Source organism: Bacteroidales bacterium, from assembly GCA_035342335.1.
In the GTDB taxonomy this organism is placed as follows: Bacteria; Bacteroidota; Bacteroidia; order Bacteroidales; family JAGONC01; genus JAGONC01.
The window spans coordinates 1-20,335 of sequence record DAOQWY010000001.1 but is presented as its reverse complement, the minus strand read 5'-3'; the positions used below and the strand labels follow the sequence as shown (position 1 = coordinate 20,335).

The 20,335-nt window shown below is 49.3% G+C and carries 18 protein-coding genes; 11 read left to right on the top strand and 7 right to left on the bottom strand.

The window, feature by feature from the left end; all coding sequences use genetic code 11:
- Positions 1 to 100 precede the first annotated feature (100 nt).
- The 4 genes from rnr (at position 101) to PKI34_00075 (ending at position 4,443) form a co-directional block, all read left to right on the top strand.
- Positions 101 to 2,260: a ribonuclease R gene (gene rnr / locus PKI34_00090; protein HNS16201.1), complete on the top strand. Its 2,160-nt coding sequence runs from the start codon at positions 101 to 103 to the stop codon at positions 2,258 to 2,260.
- A 22-nt stretch (positions 2,261 to 2,282) separates the two neighbouring features.
- Positions 2,283 to 3,620 carry a YihY/virulence factor BrkB family protein gene (locus PKI34_00085; GenBank protein HNS16200.1) on the top strand — a complete coding sequence of 446 codons (1,338 nt, stop codon included), beginning with the start codon at positions 2,283 to 2,285 and terminating at the stop codon, positions 3,618 to 3,620.
- Between the two features lie 221 nt (positions 3,621 to 3,841).
- Positions 3,842 to 4,123 (top strand): type II toxin-antitoxin system RelE/ParE family toxin, encoded by a 282-nt coding sequence (locus tag PKI34_00080; GenBank protein HNS16199.1) that lies wholly within the window; start codon positions 3,842 to 3,844, stop codon positions 4,121 to 4,123.
- Between the two features lie 5 nt (positions 4,124 to 4,128).
- A complete protein-coding gene (locus tag PKI34_00075) occupies positions 4,129 to 4,443 on the top strand; it encodes a HigA family addiction module antitoxin (GenBank protein HNS16198.1) in 315 nt (104 codons plus the stop codon).
- A 136-nt stretch (positions 4,444 to 4,579) separates the two neighbouring features.
- Here PKI34_00075 and PKI34_00070 read toward each other — a convergent pair whose 3' ends face one another.
- Complete coding sequence (locus PKI34_00070) at positions 4,580 to 6,961, bottom strand: VIT domain-containing protein (protein ID HNS16197.1); 2,382 nt, start codon at positions 6,959 to 6,961, stop codon at positions 4,580 to 4,582.
- A 76-nt stretch (positions 6,962 to 7,037) separates the two neighbouring features.
- Here PKI34_00070 and PKI34_00065 point away from each other — a divergent pair, with 76 nt between their 5' ends.
- Together PKI34_00065 and PKI34_00060 are read left to right on the top strand one after the other, a co-directional pair.
- Complete coding sequence (locus tag PKI34_00065) at positions 7,038 to 7,634, top strand: sigma-70 family RNA polymerase sigma factor (protein ID HNS16196.1); 597 nt, start codon at positions 7,038 to 7,040, stop codon at positions 7,632 to 7,634.
- Positions 7,627 to 8,751, top strand: coding sequence for a TonB family protein (locus tag PKI34_00060; protein ID HNS16195.1), 1,125 nt, complete (start codon positions 7,627 to 7,629; stop codon positions 8,749 to 8,751). The genes PKI34_00065 and PKI34_00060 overlap by 8 nt, the downstream gene beginning before the upstream one ends.
- Positions 8,752 to 8,784: 33 nt before the next feature.
- Here PKI34_00060 and PKI34_00055 read toward each other — a convergent pair whose 3' ends face one another.
- On the bottom strand, positions 8,785 to 9,468 hold the full coding sequence (locus PKI34_00055) for a hypothetical protein (GenBank protein HNS16194.1): 684 nt from the start codon (positions 9,466 to 9,468) through the stop codon (positions 8,785 to 8,787).
- Positions 9,469 to 9,674: 206 nt separating this feature from the next.
- Between PKI34_00055 and PKI34_00050 the strand changes: the two genes are divergently transcribed.
- Positions 9,675 to 10,517 (top strand): histidinol-phosphatase, encoded by an 843-nt coding sequence (locus tag PKI34_00050; protein HNS16193.1) that lies wholly within the window; start codon positions 9,675 to 9,677, stop codon positions 10,515 to 10,517.
- A 6-nt stretch (positions 10,518 to 10,523) separates the two neighbouring features.
- On the opposite strand, the gene PKI34_00045 is transcribed toward PKI34_00050, so the two are convergent.
- Genes PKI34_00045 through PKI34_00030 form a run of 4 tightly spaced genes read right to left on the bottom strand, consistent with a single transcriptional unit; the run spans position 10,524 to position 13,347 of the window.
- On the bottom strand, positions 10,524 to 11,528 hold the full coding sequence (locus PKI34_00045) for a beta-ketoacyl-ACP synthase III (protein HNS16192.1): 1,005 nt from the start codon (positions 11,526 to 11,528) through the stop codon (positions 10,524 to 10,526).
- A 56-nt stretch (positions 11,529 to 11,584) separates the two neighbouring features.
- Positions 11,585 to 12,544, bottom strand: coding sequence for a phosphate acyltransferase PlsX (gene plsX / locus PKI34_00040; protein HNS16191.1), 960 nt, complete (start codon positions 12,542 to 12,544; stop codon positions 11,585 to 11,587).
- A 43-nt stretch (positions 12,545 to 12,587) separates the two neighbouring features.
- Complete coding sequence (gene rpmF / locus PKI34_00035) at positions 12,588 to 12,773, bottom strand: 50S ribosomal protein L32 (GenBank protein ID HNS16190.1); 186 nt, start codon at positions 12,771 to 12,773, stop codon at positions 12,588 to 12,590.
- A 31-nt stretch (positions 12,774 to 12,804) separates the two neighbouring features.
- The gene (locus tag PKI34_00030; GenBank protein HNS16189.1) at positions 12,805 to 13,347 is read right to left on the bottom strand and encodes a DUF177 domain-containing protein; all 543 of its coding nucleotides are present in this window, start codon (positions 13,345 to 13,347) and stop codon (positions 12,805 to 12,807) included.
- A gap of 120 nt (positions 13,348 to 13,467) precedes the next feature.
- On the opposite strand from PKI34_00030, the gene PKI34_00025 reads away from it, so the two are divergent.
- The 4 genes from PKI34_00025 (at position 13,468) to PKI34_00010 (ending at position 19,218) form a co-directional block, all read left to right on the top strand.
- On the top strand, positions 13,468 to 13,800 hold the full coding sequence (locus PKI34_00025) for a hypothetical protein (GenBank protein HNS16188.1): 333 nt from the start codon (positions 13,468 to 13,470) through the stop codon (positions 13,798 to 13,800).
- A 149-nt stretch (positions 13,801 to 13,949) separates the two neighbouring features.
- Complete coding sequence (locus tag PKI34_00020; protein ID HNS16187.1) at positions 13,950 to 14,714, top strand: LytTR family DNA-binding domain-containing protein; 765 nt, start codon at positions 13,950 to 13,952, stop codon at positions 14,712 to 14,714.
- 13 nt (positions 14,715 to 14,727) lie between these two features.
- Complete coding sequence (locus tag PKI34_00015) at positions 14,728 to 17,922, top strand: histidine kinase (GenBank protein ID HNS16186.1); 3,195 nt, start codon at positions 14,728 to 14,730, stop codon at positions 17,920 to 17,922.
- Between the two features lie 126 nt (positions 17,923 to 18,048).
- Entirely contained in the window at positions 18,049 to 19,218 is a 1,170-nt protein-coding gene (locus tag PKI34_00010; protein HNS16185.1) for an ATP-binding protein, read from the top strand.
- Between the two features lie 320 nt (positions 19,219 to 19,538).
- Here PKI34_00010 and PKI34_00005 read toward each other — a convergent pair whose 3' ends face one another.
- The gene (locus PKI34_00005) at positions 19,539 to 20,300 is read right to left on the bottom strand and encodes a T9SS type A sorting domain-containing protein (GenBank protein ID HNS16184.1); all 762 of its coding nucleotides are present in this window, start codon (positions 20,298 to 20,300) and stop codon (positions 19,539 to 19,541) included.
- Positions 20,301 to 20,335 lie beyond the last annotated feature (35 nt).

The following is a 20,335-nucleotide window of genomic DNA, read 5'->3' as shown; positions in this document are numbered from 1 at the left end:
GAACAATTGAACAATTTGACAATTTGACAATTTAACAACGAATGACCATAAATGACGCGAGGCCTGAAAGGCCGAGCAAATAACCACCAATAACCATATCATGTCCAAATCACGCAAAAAACCCCCCGTCAGGGTGAATCCCTTTATGAAAGCCGTCCTGGCCATCTTTGCAAATAACCCCCACAAAGGATACAATTTCCGCCAGGTGGCCGCCCAGCTGGGCGTTCAGGACAAGGCCTCCCGTGAACTTGTCAGCAACATCCTGTACGATCTTGAAAACCACGGGGAAATCATCTCCGTCAAACAGGGAAAATACCAGCTCCATCCCGACAAAGCAGCCGCCGCTGTTGTCAGCGCGGTGATCTCCGGGACGGTGGACATGAAGCACACCGGAAAAGCCTATGTCATCACGGAAGATCTTGGGGAAGATGTCTACATCGCAGCCAACAACACCAATCACGCCCTGAACGGCGATAAAGTGAAGGTGCGCCTGTTCCCGAAACGCCAGGGTAGAAAGATCGAAGGACAGATCATCGAAATACTCCAGCGGGCCAAGACCCATTTCGTGGGTGTGATTCAGGCCGCAAAAAAGTATGCCTTCCTGATCCCCGACAATCCCAACATGCCCGTCGACATCTTCATACCGCTGGAGAAACTCCACGGAGCGGCCAACGGGATGAAGGCCGTCGCCCGCATCACCGACTGGCCCCGCGAGTCGAACACCCCCTTCGGGGAAATTACTGACGTGCTCGGAAGCCCCGGAGAACATGAAGTGGAAATGAACTCCATCCTGGTGGAATTCGACTTTCCGGTGAAATTTCCCGAAAGCGTTGAAAGGGAAGCGGACAGGCTCCCGGTGGAAATCACCCCGCACGAGATCAGCCAGCGGAAAGATTTCAGGGAAACGTTCACCATCACCATCGATCCGGAAGATGCCAAGGACTTCGACGACGCTCTTTCGCTGAAGAAGCTCGAGAACGGCCACTGGGAGGTGGGCGTGCACATTGCCGATGTTTCCTGGTATGTCAAACCCGGTAACGTCATCGACCAGGAAGCCTTCGAAAGAGGCACCTCGGTGTACCTGGTCGACCGCGTGATCCCCATGCTCCCCGAAAAACTCTCCAACAACGTCTGCTCCCTGAAACCCCGCGAGGATAAACTCTGCTTTTCCGCCGTCTTTGAACTGGACGACGATGCACGGGTCATTCGTGAATGGTTCGGAAAAGCCATCATCAACTCCGACAGGCGATTCAACTATGAAGAGGTACAGCAGATGATCGAGGGCGGCGACGGTGATTTTAAAGAAGAGATCCTGATCCTGCACCAGCTGGCCACCAAACTCAGGCAGGATCGCTTCGGCAAAGGATCCATCGACTTCCGCTCCGAAGAGGTCAAATTCAGGCTCGATGAAAAAGGCAAACCCCTCGATACCTATATCAAGGAAAATAAAGAATCCAACTGGCTCATCGAAGATTTTATGCTGCTGGCCAACCGTCGCGTGGCTGAAAAGGTAGGACTTGTCAGGGGAAAAACAAAACCCAAAACCTTTGTTTACCGCATCCACGATAAACCCAGCACCGAAAAACTGCAGAATTTCATCGAGTTCCTGGGCAAACTGGGGTATTCCATCCGGACCAACTCCAGAAAAACACTGGCCCAGTCGTTCAACCAGCTTTTCAAAGATATCGAGGGTAAAGGCGAGGAGAACATGATCGAATCCATCGCCATCCGCACCATGGCCAAAGCGAAGTATTCCACCAAAAACATCGGTCACTACGGACTTGGTTTCGATTTTTATTCCCATTTCACCTCTCCCATCCGGCGATATCCTGATCTGATGGCACATCGCTTACTCTTTGAATACCTGAAGGGAGCACCCGGTGTAGATGAAGAAACCTATGAAGAAAAATGCATCCATTCGTCCATCATGGAACGCAAGGCCGAGGAGGCGGAAAGGGCGTCGGTCAAATACAAACAGGCTGAATATCTGGCAGATAAGATCGGACAGGAATTCAACGGCCTGATATCCGGGGTAAGCAAATGGGGCATCTTTGTCGAGCTCGAAGGAAACAAATGCGAGGGAATGGTATCCCTGAAGAATATGCAGGATGATTTCTATTACCTGGACGAAGAAAATTACCGTGTCGTCGGCAGCCGGAACGGAAAAGAGTACCAGCTGGGCAACCCGGTCAGGATCAGGGTAAAAAGCATCGACCTGTCGAAAAAGCAAATGGATTTCGAGCTGGTTGAAACCCTATGAACGGTTTATCGTTTAATCCCTTGTGAAGCAACTCCGGGAATATTACCTTCAGGCCCGAACCTATCTTGAAAAGGATATCTGGCGGATCCATCTTTCCCAGTTACCCTATTACAAGTCGCTGTATATACGGCTGCTCCGCATTGTCATGATCGTTTTGCGGAGTGTGAGCAAGGGCAAACTGACCTTACGCTCATCCTCGCTGACGTTCTATTCCATTCTGGCCATTGTGCCGTTCCTGGCCATCATTTTCGGCATTGCCAAGGGATTCGGCGCTGAAGCATCGATCCGGGACTTCATCCTGGATAGTCTGGCCATCCAGGAACAGTTCATGACGCGGATCATTGATTTTGCCAACAAGCTTCTGGAAAAGACACACGGCGGTCTGATGGCAGGCATTGCATTCATCCTGCTGATCTGGACCATCGTCACCGTCCTGAATACGGTCGAACGTACCTTCAACAACATCTGGCAGATCTATAAAAAACGCTCCTTCATCCGCAAGTTTACCGACTACCTGGCCCTGATCCTGGTGGCACCCGCGCTGATCATCATCTCAAGCAGCATAACGGTCTATGTTTCCACCCAGCTGGATACACTGGCTGACAAGATCAGGGTGCTTGAATTCATCACTCCCCTGGTGATCTTCCTGGCAAAGCTCCTTCCCTATCTGCTGATCTGGATCCTGTTGACGTTCGTTTACATGATCTTTCCCAACACCAAGGTCAAATTCAAATCAGCGCTGCTGGCAGGCATCGTGGCCGGAACGGTTTACCAGATCCTGCAGTGGTATTATATTCGCTTCCAGGTGGGCATTACCAATTACAATGCGATCTACGGCAGTTTTGCAGCCATCCCGCTTTTTTTGATCTGGATCAACCTCAGCTGGCAGATCATCCTTTTGGGTGCCGAGATCTCCTTTGCTGATCAAAATGTTGATACGTATGATTTCGAGGATAACTCCATGCGGCTGAGCCACGCGCACAAGCGCCTTCTGGCCATGATGATCATGCACCGGATCATCCGGCAGTTTGAGGAAGGCAATCGGCCCCTGAGCTCCTCCGAAATTGCCATCAGCCTTGGCATCCCTGCTCGTCTGACCAACCAGCTGATCAACATGCTGGTGGATTGCCATCTGGTCAGTGAAACATACGACAAAGAACTCAACGAAAGCGGTTTCCAGCCCGCCCGGGCGATTTCCACCATCACGATCCAGGGAATGATTGGAACGATCGACTACCATGGAATGGAGGATATCATCGTTAACGACTCCCGGCTTATGGCGGCACTGGAAGAAAAGATCGGTAACTTCCGGACAGCCCTGGAAAAATCGCCTTCCAACGTTTTAATCAAAGATCTCTGAGGATTTACGAACAAAGGAGTGTTGATCTTTGATTTCTGAATTCACTTCAGAAATCAAAAATCTTTGTTCCTCTGTTCGTAAATCAATTACTTCATTCAACAGGGTAACAAAAAGGACACTTTTCGGATTAAGGTATGAATAAGGTCAAAATTTTACCTTGTGATTCATGCATTATTCAAGTTAATTACTTACTTTTGGCGTTAGTATCGTAATACGTTACTATGATACGATCTTTTGGATCCAGGGAAACGGAAAAAATCTGGAATGGGATCAGATCCGGAAAGTTGCCCGATGAAATTCAGCATATTGCCAGGCGGAAACTACGAATGCTTAATAATTCATTAACTTTAAATGACTTGACAGTTCCACCATCCAGCAATTTAGAAAAACTGAAAGGTGAATTAAGGGATTATCATAGCATACGCATTAATGATCAGTGGAGGATTATTTTTCATTGGGAGAAAGGGCACTCCTATAATGTCGAAATAATTGATTATCATTGAAATCTATGAATAAAAAAAGACTAACTAACATTCACCCAGGGGAAATTCTACTGGAAGAATTCCTGATCCCGACGAATGTTTCTGCTTACAGACTGTCAAAGGACATTCATATTCCTCAGACACGGATCAGTGAAATAATAAAAGGAAGGCGAAGGATAACTGCGGACACAGCCCTCAGATTAAGCAATTATTTTGGCAATTCGGCAAAATTCTGGCTCGGGCTGCAGGATGATTATGACCTGGAAGAAGAAAGACTCCTGAAAAAAAATGACCTGGCGGGAATCAGAAAGAATACAGTAAATGTAAGACCAGGCGAATAGCCATCGCCGAACATTCGAAGGATTTACTAACAGAGGAATGTTGATCTTTGATATCTGAATTCACTTCAGAAATCAAAAATCTTTGTTCCTCTGTTCGTAAATCAATTACTTCATTCAACAGGGATACAAAAGGTTCCTACTCCCCAAACTTCACCGCCACCCGCATCTGCATCCTCACCGGTACGCCCCTCTGCAGGGCCGGGGTCCAGAAAGAGCTGGTCAGTTTTATCACACGAATCGCCTCCTGATCGCACTCAGCAGAGAGACCTCTTAAAACCCGTATATCTGAGACCGTCCCATCCTTTTCCACAACAAACGTAAGATACACCTCCCCACCCGTGCCACGGTCAGGCCACGGGTACGGATTTTTGACATGTTCCCAGATGAATTCTTCGAGCGACTGCCCCAGGTGGTTAAAGACAGGTGCAACTTCAGCAACGGTAAAAACCGGTTCTTCCGGATCGGACTCCCATTCGGAAGAAGGATATTCCACGGCAAAATCCCCTATGCTCCCTGCTTCCCTTGCCGGGACACGCACCCCGCCCAGGAATGTATGTCCCTTCAGTTTCCCGTTGACTCCCTGAATCATCGCACCTCCCGAAGACGCTCCCACCGCATAATTGCTGACGCCCTCCGGCAGGGGCAGCGGCTGCCTGACCGTGATCTGCTCCCCGCCTGCATTGCGCACCTGCGAATCAATGGCGACGAACGAAGTGTACCGGGTAAGCAGGTTGTACTTCAGGCCCAGGCTGGTGATCTGCGCCTGCAGCTCGTTTTCCTCGCCCAATCCTGCAAAATCATCCAGGATGCGGATCCGTTCCCGCGCCCAGAGGTATTTCAAACCTTCATTATTACGGTTTAAATCCCTGGTGTTGACTTCAATGGTCTGCCGGTAGCTGGTCCTCCCTGATAATCCCTCAAGGCCGATCTCTCCCGATGGATTGCCCCTCCATTTTCCGAAGACGAGCACTGGTCTTTCTGAAAACACGTCCGGAACGCTCAGCGGCTCCACATCATAAACATCAAGACCATTGAAGCTCATTTTGATATTGGACAGAACGGGGCTCTGGACATATTCCCTGAACCGTTTGGCCATCGTTTCTGCCTCCGATTCGTTCGTGGCAACAAATGCAGTTCCCTGACCGGCATGGGCCATACCCTCGATGATGTACCGATTGACCGATGTACCGATGCCAAAAGGAAAAAAGTTTGCCCGCCCCAGGTTCTCACGGATCAGCCGGAACACCTCCTTCTCAACGGCAACATACCCGTCGGTGGCAATGATGAATGTGCGGGCGTATTCATTGTCAGTTTTCAGCGACAACGCTTTTTCGAGCGCAGGCAGGATCTCCGTACCGCCTCCGCCACTCTGTTCCTCGATCATCCTGACCGCTTTGCCGATGTTCTCTCCATTGGCCGGCAGCGACCTGTCCGACAGCAGCCTGGAATCCCCGGCGAAAAGGATCACATTGAAACGGTCCGACGGCCGCAGACTGCCGATCAGGTCCTTCAGCAGTTTTTTGGAGATGTTGATCGGATAACCGTACATCGAGCCCGACACATCCACGATGAAAACATACTCCCGCGGAGGGATCATCTCCGGGGTGATCATCCGCGGCGGCTGGATCATGGCCAGGAAGAAGTTCTCATCACCTTCCGACAACAAAACTCCCGACTCCAGTTTATCACCCGACAGGCGGAACTGCAGAATGAAATCCCGGTTGCCGCCATAGTGTTCACTTTCCGACAGGGTCACTGCAGCCGACCGGCTCCCGCTGTAACTGGTCTGTATCGCGTGTGAAGTGCTCCTGAGATCCTTTATGGGGACCGGCGAGGTGAGACCGACACGGATACCGAAGGTGTACAACGGCTTATTTCCCTCCTGCGTGTAAGGGTTGGCGTTCCAGGGATCATCATCCCTCCCGGGACCGGTGTACCTGGGTCCGGTCACAGTTGGATAAACAAACTCATAAATCCCCTTTTCAGGGATGAGCAGCTCCGTATAGGACAATTCGACGGTGATCACATCACCCGGCAGGATGTTGGCCACATTCATCTGAAACACATTCGGCCGCTGTTGTTCCAGCAGCGAAGCCGTTCTTCCCTCCTGCCGCGCCTGCTCATAATCATCCCTGGCTTTACCGCTCTCCTCGATCCGGGCAGTGATGGTCCGTTCCCCGATGGTCATCTTCAGCGCATACACGGCCGCGCGGGTGGAGGCCGGGAAGACGTAGACAGCCTCCAGGTCATTTTTCCCTTCATTTTCATACACCTGCGTCACCCTGACGTCGGCAATCACCCCGCTGATCTGTACCTCCGCCGAGGTGGATTTCAGGGGGAGCTGATCGGTGGAAGGATCCTCCGACGGAACGAAAAAATAGGGCGAGGAAGAACGGTCGCTTTCGGGTTCAGGATCCTGAATGACAGGTAAAATGACATTCTGGGCACCGGAAAAAAGCAATAAGCTGCAAAGGATGGGAAGAAGTAACATCCTGCTGATCACGGCATTTGTTTTCATGACTTGAATGGATTTTTGGAATAACTTTTGTTAAAAGATGCATTTTCCAGGGGAATTCCATAAATAAAGATTCAGCGTGTGGTTATTCAGTAAGAAAAATAGTTCAGCCGAGCCGGTTTATGCGGACGATGAACTGATTTCCCGGTATCGGGCCTCCGGCGAAACACGCTACATCGGCACCCTGTTTACGCGTTATACCCATCTGGTCTACGGTGTTTGCCTGAAATACCTCCAGGACAAGGAAGATGCGCGCGATGCCGTGATGGATATCTTTGAAGACCTGATGCAGAACCTGCACTCCCATGACGTGGAAACCTTTAAAAACTGGCTTTATACCGTTTCCAAAAATCACTGCCTGATGATCCTTCGAAAAGAGGCTTCCGTTGAAAAGGTCAAAAAGCAATGGGTGGCATCCTTTTCGGAAGAAATTATGGATTCCGGGGATGTTTTGCATCTTGATAGAAATGAGCTGGACAACCGGCTTTCAAAAATGATGGATGCACTCCGGCGACTCAGTGAGGAACAGCGAACCTGCCTGGAACTGCTTTATCTTCACGATAAATCCTATCAGGAGGTATCAGATATGACCGGATACAGCATGAATCAGGTCAAAAGTCATATTCAGAACGGTAAACGCAACATGAAAAACCTGCTGGTCAAAGAACATGGCTAAAAAAATCCCCATATCACCCCTGTTGACTCCCTCCGGTTGTCTGACCTCCCAAACCATCCGCAGCTTCCTGGAAGGCAGCTTATCCGTTGATGATCAGAACATCGTTCTGGATCATCTGGATACCTGCAGGTTCTGCCAGGATGCGGTGGAGGGGCTGACCGGAGGAAAAAATTCACGGGTGACTGACCGTGAAATCGCCTCCCTCAACCAGCAGATCCTGGAAATGACTTCTGCAGCTTCCTCCCGAAGGCTTCGCCCAGTGACCGGAAAAATATCCGTGATGAAGACCTGGACGGTTGCCGCTGCGGCCGCATCGGTCGTCCTTTTCATTGGTATTTTCCTTCTGTTGCGGCAACCCGGCAGCGATCATCCGGAAGCACTGATCGCACTGAAGGATACCACCCCGGAGAAATCGGTGCAAATACCTCATAATGAACAGGGTTCTGTTACGGAAGCTCCAAAGGTTGTCACCCGTGAGGACATCGCACCCAGGGAAAAATCTCAACCAGAACCGGTGGCATCCAGGCCTCCCTCCACAGAGATCATTCCGACCGACAGAACAGAACCATCCGAAATCCCGGCGGAAGAACTGGCTTCAGCCGTTAGAGCCTATCCGGCAACGGACAGCCTGGCTCAGGGGGCTGAAACAGATCAGGCCATAATCATAGAAATGGAAGACATCACCGTGGCAGAGCCACCGGCAGTTGTTGAGGGAGTCGCGCTCGGTCGTGTATCGGCCGGGAAGAGTAAAAGCGCCTTAAGGACGGTCAATGTCAGTCGGGAAATGCCACAGGGTGAAGAAATATTCACCGTTGCTGAACATTGGCCTGAGTTTCCCGGAGGACAAGACAGCCTTGATGCCTTTCTGCACCGGAATCTTCGCTATCCGGAGCAGGCTCTGGCCGTAAAAACAGAAGGAACCGTCTATCTGAGCTTCGTTGTGGAAACAGACGGGTCCCTTTCAGATATAAAAGTCTTGCGTGGCCTTTCCCCGGAGTGTGCTCAGGAAGCGATCCGGCTGGTCAATTCCATGCCTCTCTGGATTCCCGGAAGGCAAAAAAACACCCCGGTTCGTGTTCAATACCATTTACCTATTCAGTTCCAACTCCCGGATTAATTATTTTTGATTTTTGCTCTTTACTCTTTGATTTTAATTCTGCACCTCAATTTCCCAGCTTCCCGGTTCATAAATGACAAACATCAGCTTGCAGATCAGTGTGCCCGTTCCGATCTTATTGCTGGTTTCGTACGTCACCTGGCCCGTGAAAGGAAAGGTAATGCTTTCAAACCCGGTAAAAGCTGAACTTTGATAGCCGCTGTCGCCCCACAGCAACAAATTGGTCAGATTAGAATTTTCCACTCCTGATCTGTAAAACCGTATCCTGACCTGGTCTCCGGAGTGGTCCATCCGTAAAAAGCGTGTATCATCAATGTCTCTCGAATCCAGCACCTTGTATTCATACTTGTGGTATTCAGTGCCCACATACCGGTCTTCCTTCCAGTAGCCGGTAATGATACTGTCGGCATTGTTCACCCTGTAGGAAAAGGTGCCAAATCCGTCGCGCCTGCCCTCGATCCATTCCCCATCGTACACCTCACCGGTACTCCAGGCATAAACGCCATGGCCTTCCGGGAAACCCCTCACAAATTCACCCCGGTACGTATCCCTTCCCAGGGCAAATCCTTCTCCGTGAGCCAATCCTTTTTTGCACTCCCCCTCATAGCGTTCTGCTATGGAGGGGAGCAATACCCTGCAGGGGGGGGGTGTTTGTGGCTGGGCAATGGCTGGCAGGATCCATAAGAGGGTGAACAGGGTACAAAAGAGCTTTTTCATGATCGGAATGTTTGTAATTTGAATTAAGGGTATTGATCCGGGTTAATATCAGGGGGTTCATTCATTATACCACTCCCCCATACCCTCCCCAGCCGGCAGGGGAGGGGTACAGTTAAACATGCCCCTAAATTAGGTATAATTCATGATTTAATCAATTTTAAGTGGTACTTTCGTGGCCCGGCAGGGACAAATTCATACGGTAACATATGATCCGTTTTAACTACCATACCCATACCCGTTTCTGTGACGGGAAGAATGATCCGGAGGATTACGTTACGGAGGCGCTGCTTCAGAACATGCATTCCCTGGGATTCTCCGCGCACAGCCCTCTGCCTTTTGATACGCCGTTTGCCATCCGCTGGAATAACCTGGATGAGTACTGCCAGGTGATCCTCGGTCTGAAGCAGAAGTACGCTGAACGGCTCCCGATCTACCTCTCGCTGGAGATCGATTACATCCCCGGTATTTCGGATGATTTTGACCGGTTACGAAACACGCTGCATTTGGACTACACCATTGGGTCAGTTCATCTGGTCAGGCCGGATGACCGGGAAGGACTGTGGTTCATCGACGGCCCCCTGCCTGAGATCTATGATTCCGGATTAAGGGATCTTTTTGACAACGATATCCGCCGGGCGGTTGCCACCTATTACCGGTATGTAAACCAGATGATCACCGATCAGCGGCCAACGGTCATCGGGCACCTCGACAAGATAAAGATGCACAACAAGGGCCGTCATTTTAAGGAGGATGAGCCCTGGTATGTTCAGCTGGTGGAAGAGACCCTGGACAACATCCAGGCAGCGGGATTGATGGTGGAGGTCAATACGCGCGGAGTGTATAAAAAACGGTCAGAGGATCTGTACCCTGGCAGATGGGTCCTTCAGAAAATGAACCAACGAAAGATCCCCGTGACCATCAGTACCGATGCGCATCGCCCCGACGAACTGACAGCCTGGTTTGACGAAACAGTCAGGATACTGGCGGAAATCGGGTTTCGGTCGGTCAGGTATCTTGAGGATGGGATATGGGAAGAATATCCCTTGTGATAGTTTTTAACGCCCGTTGGCGTTATAGCCCCACTTCAGGTACATTGCACCCCAGGTGAATCCCGCTCCGAAAGCTGCCAGGATCAGTTTATCGCCTTTTTTCAGCCGATCTTCCCATTCCCACATCAGCAGGGGCAGTGTGGCGGCCGTGGTGTTGCCGTATTTTTCGATATTGATCATCACCTGTTCGGGGCTGATGCCCATCCGGTTGGCCGCGGCATGGATGATCCTCAAGTTGGCCTGGTGCGGCAGGAACCAGGTCAGTTCAGCGGGTGCAATGTGGTTTCGTTGCATGATCTCCACGGATATGTCGGCCATGTTGGCAACAGCGTATTTGAAAACCGTACGGCCCTCCTGGTAAACATAATGTTCGCGGGCATCCACGGTTTCGTGGGAGGCAGGCTTCAGCGAGCCCCCTGCCTTCTGATGCAGGTAAACAGCGCCCGAGCCATCTGACCGCAAAATACTGTCGAGGATGCCGTAATCATCGGTTGTGGGTTCCAGCATCACCGCTCCGGCTCCATCCCCGAAGATCGGACATACAGCCCTGTCGGTGTAATCGACAATGGTCGACATCTTTTCAGCACCCACGATGACGACCTTCCTGTAGTCACCTGCTTCCACAAAGCGGCTTCCCGTTTCAAGGGCGTACAGAAATCCAGAGCAGCCTGCCCCGATGTCAAAACTGAAGGCATTCTTTATTCCGACTGCATCGCTGATCAGGTTGGCTGTGGCCGGGAACTGCATGTCGGGGGTCACCGTGGCACAGATCAGCACATCCACCTGGGCGGGTGAAGTATTTGTTTTCTGAAGCAATTCCGCTACAGCTTTCGCTCCCATAAAGGAAGCCCCTTTATCCCTTTCTTTTAAGATCCTCCGCTCTTTGATGCCTATCCGTTCCATGATCCACTCATCCGAGGTATCGACCATCCGGCTCAATTCCTCATTGGTCAGCCTGTATTCAGGTAAATACGCTCCTACACCCGTTATTGCCGCTCTTATTTTTCCCATAATGCCAGGTGATTTATATTCAGAAAAGAATGATCAGTTTAATCCTAAGTGAACCGTCAAATATTGTTTTGATTGATTTCGGTCAGCGAATGGCTGATTTTTTCAGGCAGGTTGGCTATGGAAACTTCCTTGCTTAGAAGGATCATATTTTTGATGGCGCGTTCGTTGGAGATGCCATGACCGACAATGACGGGTGCATTGATTCCCAGTATCGGGGTTCCTCCGAAATTTTCATAATTAAAACGCTCAAAGTAGTCATCCACCAGGCCTCGTTTTTTCATCAGAAAATACATCTGCTCGAGCGCTTTCAGGACAATGTTGCCCGTATATCCGTCACATACCACTACGTCTGCTTTGTCGTTGAAAAGATCCCGCCCTTCCACATTGCCGGTAAAATTGAAATCACGCGAGTCTTTCATCAGCTGGAAGGAAGATTGACACAAAAGATTCCCCTTGATGTCCTCCTCTCCGATGTTCAGAAGTCCCACCCTGGGATTGCCGATGTGGTGCACATATTTTGCATAGACCGAACCGAGGATGCCAAGCTGGTACATGACATCAGGCTTCAGATCCGGATTGGTCCCGACATCCAGCAGAACGGTTACGCCGCCGTTTTCCTTAGGAATGATGGCAGTGGTGGCCGGGCGGATGATGCCCTGGATCACGTTCACGCTGTAAATGGATCCCACCATCATTGCACCGCTGCTACCCGCACTGGCAAATGCATGTATACGATTGTCCTTCAATAGTTTAAAACCAATCGAAATACTGGAATGAGGTTTTTGCAAAAAGGCGCGGGTGGGGGATTCATTCATCCGGATCGCTTCCGAGGCATGAACGATCTCAAAGCAGGCGGGATCACCCCCTTTGCGAACCAGGGTATCCTGGATGACCTTTTCGTCACCGATCAGAACGATCCGGTCATCAGGGTCCATTTCCCGGTATGCCTGAACAGCACCGCCGACCGGAGCATCGGGGAACCGGTCGCCCCCCATGACATCTAAGCCAATGTTCATGTTGTGCCAGTTAGGTGATCAACAAGTGAAACTGATCGATGCATCAGACAGCCGTTTCTTTCTCAATGGTTTTTTTACCTTTATAATAGCCGCATTCCGGGCAAACTCTATGATAAACCACTGATGCACCGCAATTTGAACAAATGGTGTATGTTGCGGGGGTTTTTTTATCGTGGGTCCTTCGCTTGTCTCTTCTTGTTTTGGAGTGGTTTCGTTTCGGATGTGCCATTGCTTCTCTTATTTAATTGTAAATCAATATTTTATAACAATTTCTTCAGGGTATCCCAGCGGGGATCTGCCGTCTGTTCCTCTCCGCTATGGCTCTGCAGCCTGTCGGTCACCTCCCGGTTGCATTGACTGATCCCACCTTCGCCGTTGGGATGTACGCACTTATAGGGTAACAGCAGATGAATATACTCATAAATGTAATGACTCACGTTGATCCGGTGCTCCGTGCTGGGTATGACCACGATTTCATCTGTCTCTTCAAAGCTGGTCTCCCCAAACCTGACAATCAGCCGCTCAAGGCCATTGACAGGCTGGTCATAATAGTCCAAACACCGGTCACACATCACATGCACCGTTCCGTTGATCGTAAAACGAAGGGTCAGCACCGTTTCCTCCTTTTCAAGTTCAAGATCAACTTCCAGCTTTCCCGATTTTATCTGCGAATACGCAAATTGCCTGAAAAATTCATCATCAACGATGAATTTGTAGTCGTGCATTCCTGGTTTCAGGCCGGAAAGGGGAATCACAAATTGATCGAGATACGGCATGCGGCCCGGAGCAAAAATTGGGTGCAAAAGTATAACTTTTCAGTGTTATTAACAAATTTAGCCGGTTTTTAACAGAATCTTCCATTATTTCCGCACCCCCCTTGATTTATCGAAAAACATTCCCTATTTTTGAACAAACTCTCTCCCATGAAAAACTCACTGTACCGGTTGCGCTGTTTTTTCACCCCAAAAAACAAAAAAGGATTTGTCATCATCAAGGTGACAGGAGCACCCTCCGGATTTGACATCACGTACAAATGCAGCGAAATGAAGGCCCGGCAGGAAAAGAGCCAGCCTGATGGCTGGAGCAGAACATTCCAGGCCTGCCCGGGGATCTACATTTACTGCTCCGCTCAGACCAACCACAAAAATGCCCATGTTTGCGTTGACATCCTGTTCAATGGCAGGATCTACCGAAGCGCCACTGCGATGGGGGATTATGCGGTAGCCACCGCCTCAGGGAGACTGGAACTGGAGTAATTGTCAATTGTCAATTGTCAATGTTCGGGGTCCGGGATCAGTTAGTTGGTAAAACTCTACGCTTATCCTGCAAATCCTCACTTTAAATAAATTCCTTCCACACTAAGAAAGAAAATTCATTACTTTGTGGTTTTCTGAATGAAAACCGAATGACCACCTGCATTGTCGTTGATGACGAGCTCAATGCCCGGGAAGCGCTTGAGAAGCTTATCCAGCGCTATTTCCCCGACAAACTGCAGGTGGTTTGCCTGGCCGCATCGGTCCAGGATGCCGTGCAGGCCATTCATAAATACAACCCGGGCCTCGTATTTCTGGACATCGAAATGCCGGGAGAAAACGGTTTTAAGATTTTCGACTACTTTGACCAATATACCTTTGAAGTCATATTCACCACCGCTTATAAGCAGTATGCCATCCATGCCATAAAGCATGCAGCACTGGATTACCTGCTGAAGCCGGTGAACTTTGCTGATCTCCAGGAGGCCGTGCAGAAACTTGAAAAAAAGATTCAGGTCACTTCCCGGCAGGCCCGCATCGAAACCCTGCTCTCAAACCTGAGCATGGGCTCCGATATTATGAGCAAGGTGGCATTGCCGACCCTCACAGGGTACCAGATGGAACGGATCAACAATATCATGTATTGTGAGGCAGATGAGAACTATACGCGCATTCACCTGGTGCCCTGCGAAGTCGTGGTGGTACCCAAGACCCTGAAGATCATCCAGGAACTCCTCCCTTCCGAAACGTTCTTCCGTGTCCATAAGTCGTATCTGGTCAACCTGAATTATGTAAAAAAGTATACCAAGACCGATGGCCATCTGATCACGCTGGAAGATGGTACGGTCATCGATGTGGCTGCAAGAAGAAATGAAGAGTTCATCCGGGCGCTGACGCACCGGTCTCCATCCCAGTAACAGGAAGCTGCTCATGAAAAATCTTCTGGTGCTCATCCTGGTAATACATTCCCTGGTTTCATCTGCCCAGACCTATTACGCCAGGAATTACACCATCCGCGATGGATTACCGAGCAATTCGGTCCGGGCCATTTTCAAGGATTCCCGTGGTCAGTTATGGATCGGGACCGACGCCGGTGTCTGCCTTTTCGATGGTAAAAATTTCAAGGTCTACAACTCCTCCCACGGGCTGGCCGGCGACCGCGTATGGGCCATCGCCGAAGACGGGCAGGGAAATATGTGGTTCGGGACATTCGACGGGGGACTGAGCAAATTTGATAACCGGACATTTACCAACTTTAACCGGTCCAATGGCCTTTCCGATCACAAAATACGCGAGCTGAAATACGATCACCGGCATCACCTCCTGCTCATCGGCTGCCATACCCAGTTCTGCTATTACGACAGCACGGGCTTCCACGAATTCAACACCCGGAACGGGAAAATATCGCAAAATGCCATTATCACCGACTTTCTGGTGGGAGACACGGCTGTTTTTATCATCGGGTGGTCAGCCAAAAATTACCGTTTTTTTCCCGGGAAGGATTCCCTTGAAATCCTTTCCAAAAACGTTCTGCGGCACACGGATATCAGCGCCTGCTTCGTTTCTTCGGACAGCGACACGGTCTATTCTTTTGGAAGATTAAAAGATTCCATTATTTTGGTGAACAATGGTATTGTAAGAAATTACGGTGGTGTGGGACAGGTCTTTGGCATAACGGAAGACAAGCGGGGCGACCTGTGGCTGGCCGGATGGACAGAGAAACAGGTAAATCCCGTTCATAAAGGGTTGTATAAGATTCAAAACGGGAAGCTGATCCATTTGAGCGAATTTATCAAACCTGTCAGTTCCAATGGTTATTGTGTCTTTTATGATAAAGAAACCGATGTCATCTGGTACGGGTCAATGGATCAGGGGCTTTACAAAATTCCTCCCCAGCTGTTTGAATACCGTGATGCTTCCTGGTTCGGTTTGGAGGATCTCACCATCACGGATCTGCACCATTCAGCACCTGACCGGTTATGGATGCTGACAGATGACGGGGTTTTCCTCGTTCAGGATACAGCTTACGAATTCCTGGGTAAGGAGAATTTTCTGGAGGGAGCAGTTCATAGCCTGGTTGCTGAAAAAGAGAAGCTTCAGAATATGAATTCCTGGAAGCAGGGCTATCCCGTTTTGATGAAGGATTTTGACGCCGGCAACATCCAAAACTACCGGGCAATGGCACAAGCCTACCTGAATACCTTCTATGACATGGAATCCGATTCAAGGGATCAGATCTGGGTGAGCCACAAACTTGGATTCTCCCGCCTTGATCCGGATACAAAAAATACAGAGCTGGTAAGCACCTATGGACCCTCCTGCTTTATTTTCGACGAAGCCGATTCGATCCATTCCGTAGGAAAATGGGTTGAAGGGGTGACAATTTTTTCTGACCATCGGATGAACGCTGGTAAATTTTATTCAACGCTTACCACAGGAGCCCCCAGCAATGCTCAGCGGGTCCTGCGCAAAGGAAACCAGGTTTGGTATGGTTCTTTGACTTACGGGCTTTTCATGAGCTGTGACGGTAATTTCTATGCTTTCAGCCGGAGCGACCCTGCTCTGCCCAAAGTGATCAATGAACTTAAAATGGATCGGTCAGGGCACATCCTGGCGGGAGCCGCCAACGGGGAGATCCTGATCGGTGACTTTGAACAGGATGCCTTCAGGGTGCTGCACCGGATCAGGCCGTTAGGGGAATATTCAGGGAATGCAATCCTGTGGATGCAGTGCGACAGGCAAAACTTTCTCTGGGCAGGGACCAATACCGGCATCCACGTCATTGATCTCCCCGGACTGTATCAAAACAGACAGCCGGACATTTATGTGCTGGATGAGGAAGAAGGTTATAACGATTTTGGTGGAAGTTATGCCGTAATGGATTCCAGCGGGATGATCTGGGTGGGAGCCCGGGATCACCTGATCCGGATCAATGCACCACTTTATCATCAGCTGGCTTATGCTCCCGTGCCGGTCAAGCTGGAACGCATTGACCTGTATAACCAACAGGTAAACTGGGAAGAGTACACCAGCGCAGATACCTGGTCAGGTTTACCTGTTGGTAAATCCCAGGATCCAAATTCCAAATCCCAACTGGAATTAAGGTATGATCAAAATTACCTGACGTTCTATTTCCGGTCGGGGAACTTATTCAATCCGGAGAAGGACCGTTTTCAGTACTATCTGGAAGGGTTTGACCGGCTGTGGTCACCCCTGTCCGGGGAAAAATTTGCAGTGTACTCTCACCTTCCGCCGGGCCGGTACAAACTGATGGTAAAAGGAACGAACCTGCACACCGGGATGGATTTCATCCCCGTGGAATTTACCTTCAAAGTGAAACGTCCCTGGTTCGGTACCTGGTGGTTCTATTCCCTTGTGGGGCTGGCCCTGACCGCCATCCTGCTTATCTTCCACCTCCACCGGATCCGGACAATACGAAAACGGGAAGAAGAACGAAACAGCCTTTACCGGAAACTGTCGGAGATCGAAATGCAGGCGTTGCAGGCGCAGATGAATCCGCACTTTGTCTTCAATGCAATGAATGCCATCCAGAACTACATTCTGGGCAACAAGGTGGATGCTGCGCTGAAGTACCTGGCGGATTTTGCCCGCATCATCCGGCTGACACTGGACAACGCCTCCAAGAAAAACATCACCCTTTCGGAAGAGATGGATTACATCCGTGCCTATCTGGATCTGGAAAAGATGCGCTTCGGCGATAAATTCGAGGATGAGATCCACATCCACGAAAATGTGGACGATTCGCTGGTGATGATCCCGCCGATGATCCTGCAGCCGTACGTGGAGAATGCCGTGCGGCATGGCATGCGCAATAAGGCGGGGAAAGGCAGGCTGCTCATAGGATGCCGGATCACCGGCGACGACCGGTTACACTGCATCATCGAAGACGACGGGGTGGGCAGAGCGGCAGCAGCCCGCTTCACTTCCCTTCAGGGATCCATGCATCGTTCGCATGGGACGCGGATCTCTGAGGAGCGACTCGCCCTGTTGAACGATGATCCTGCCGATCCCCGGTATTATTGCCACATCACGGACCTGTTCGACGACCGGTCGCAGCCTGCCGGCACGCGGGTGGAAATCTGGCTGCCGGTGCGGTACGGGTAAGGGGAACATTATCTCCAAAGATCCTCACTTATCCATAATCATCTTTTTTATAAAATTACAACCTAACGATCAGGGAAATCTTATTATTTTGTGTATTTTTGCATCAACACTTTAAATTTACACAAAATGTATATTCAACGAATCATCGAAGATGAGGTGATTAAAATGTCAAAAGAGTATCCTGTACTTACCATTACGGGTCCCAGGCAATCCGGTAAAACAACCCTGTCAAGACATCTTTTCGGTAATTTACCTTATTACAATTTTGAAAATCCGGATACCCGGTTCATGGTAAGTTCTGATCCAAGGGCTTTTCTGAATAACATTGACAAAGGGGCCATATTGGATGAAATTCAGAATATCCCTGAACTGATCTCCTACCTGCAGCAAATTGCTGATGAAAGAAGAAGTGAAATCACATTTATACTTACGGGCAGCAATCAATTGCTGCTCATTGACAAAGTGACTCAGTCACTGGCTGGCAGAACGGCCATATTAAAATTACTCCCTTTGGGATTATCCGAAATCGGTCCTGAAAAATCGTTACCTACCAGTGATCTTATGCTAAGGGGGTTCTATCCGGGAGTGTATGCTCATAAACTGAATCCTTATAAAGCATACCGAAACTATTATGAAACCTATCTCGAGAGGGACCTCCGAAAAATAACACAAATAAAGGATCTTCAGTTATTCCAAAAATTCGTCCGCATTTGTGCAGGCCGGATCAGCAATCTGGTCAATGCTTCAGCTATTGCCAATGAAACTGGTGTGTCGGTTGGAACGGTCAAGTCCTGGATGTCCATGCTCGAAGCTTCCTATATTGCCTATTTTTTACCTCCCTATTTTGAGAACTTTGGTAAGCGATACATTAAGGCACCAAAAATTTATTTTTATGATGTGGGGCTGGCCGCATTTCTTCTGGGAATCGAAAACACAACCCAGCTCGACAGGGATCCGCTCAGAGGAGCACTCTTTGAAAACATGATCGTATCAGAATTCATGAAAAACCGCTTTAACAAAGGGCTGGACAGTAACCTGTTTTTTTATCATGACAGTCATCATAACGAAATCGATATCGTTATCAAACATGGAAACCTGCTTCAGCCGGTTGAAATAAAATCTTCTCAAACCTTTCATCCTGATTTCATTAAACAATTCAACCACTTTTTAAGGACTTTTCCCAACAGTACTGTCAAACCAGTACTGATATATGATGGGATTACAGAGCAAAAAGTTCAGGAAGTGGAGGTCATCAATTTCAGGAATCTGGAGTCTACTTCTGCAAACAGCATCTGACAGAGCATTCCCTTCACTATGACCTGAAATAACCTCTTCTGGGGAGGGTCATTTGAGCTGTAACTTTTCACCATTTAGGCACAGTTATTCACGAAAATTTGTTTAAAAGATTTCAGATCAGATGAATAGATAGGATAGAAAGATTTCACCCTGATTCCGGACAGGGGATTTTTCAGCATCGCCAATATCGGGTTGCTTTTGATAAGCTATGCCGACATTGTCATGGCCGTACCCGAACGGTTTCAGAATGAAAAGTTTCAATTCTAAAATGAGAGTCAACCGATCTGACTCAGATCCCTGCCTGCGCAGGGATCTAACGATCAATATCCTTTCACAAACTTTTTCACCACACCTCCTTTCTCCGTGACCAGCTTCACATAATAAACCCCCCTTCCAAGACCAGAGCAGTCAAACTCAAAAAGTCCTGATGGTCCGGGTAATAACCTCACTGTCGCCACAACCCTCCCAGCAAAGTCTAAAATCTGCAACGTAGGCTGGCTAATGGAAATCTCATGGTACTCAATGACCAGCACATCTTTTGCGGGATTGGGATACAAATGCAACCAGACCTCCGTATTATCTCTGTCCTCATACCCGATGGAGGTGATGACGAACGTCCAGGCATCCTTGTCCGAAATCCCCTCCCAGGCACTCTCGCACTGATCCAGAAATGCAGCAGAATCAACCGTGATGTAATATTTTGTATGAAGTGCAAGATCGGTCGTGTTGTAAAAAGTGATCATGCCCGTTCCGGAACCTCCGACAGAGCTTGCAGGAATAATCCCTGCTATTACATCAGAAGCATACTCTCTGATAACGATCTGTTTCTCATTGTTGAACCTTACAGGCTTGTCAAAGGTCATCACAAGATCAACGCGATGGGTAGCAATGGAAACGCTGTCGCGGGGTGTCATCCCTGTCACCTGAGGCGGTATCATATCCGGACAGGCCAGCTCCACATTCCCCGTCAGCCTGATATCCTGTGAAGATGCCCCGACAAGGACTTCAAATGCCGTATAATCCAGCCCCCATCCTTTAAGGTATGGCTTATAATATGAAAATGTGTAATCAGTAACCAACAATGGTCAGAAAATGGTAAATAAGGATGGACAGTTTG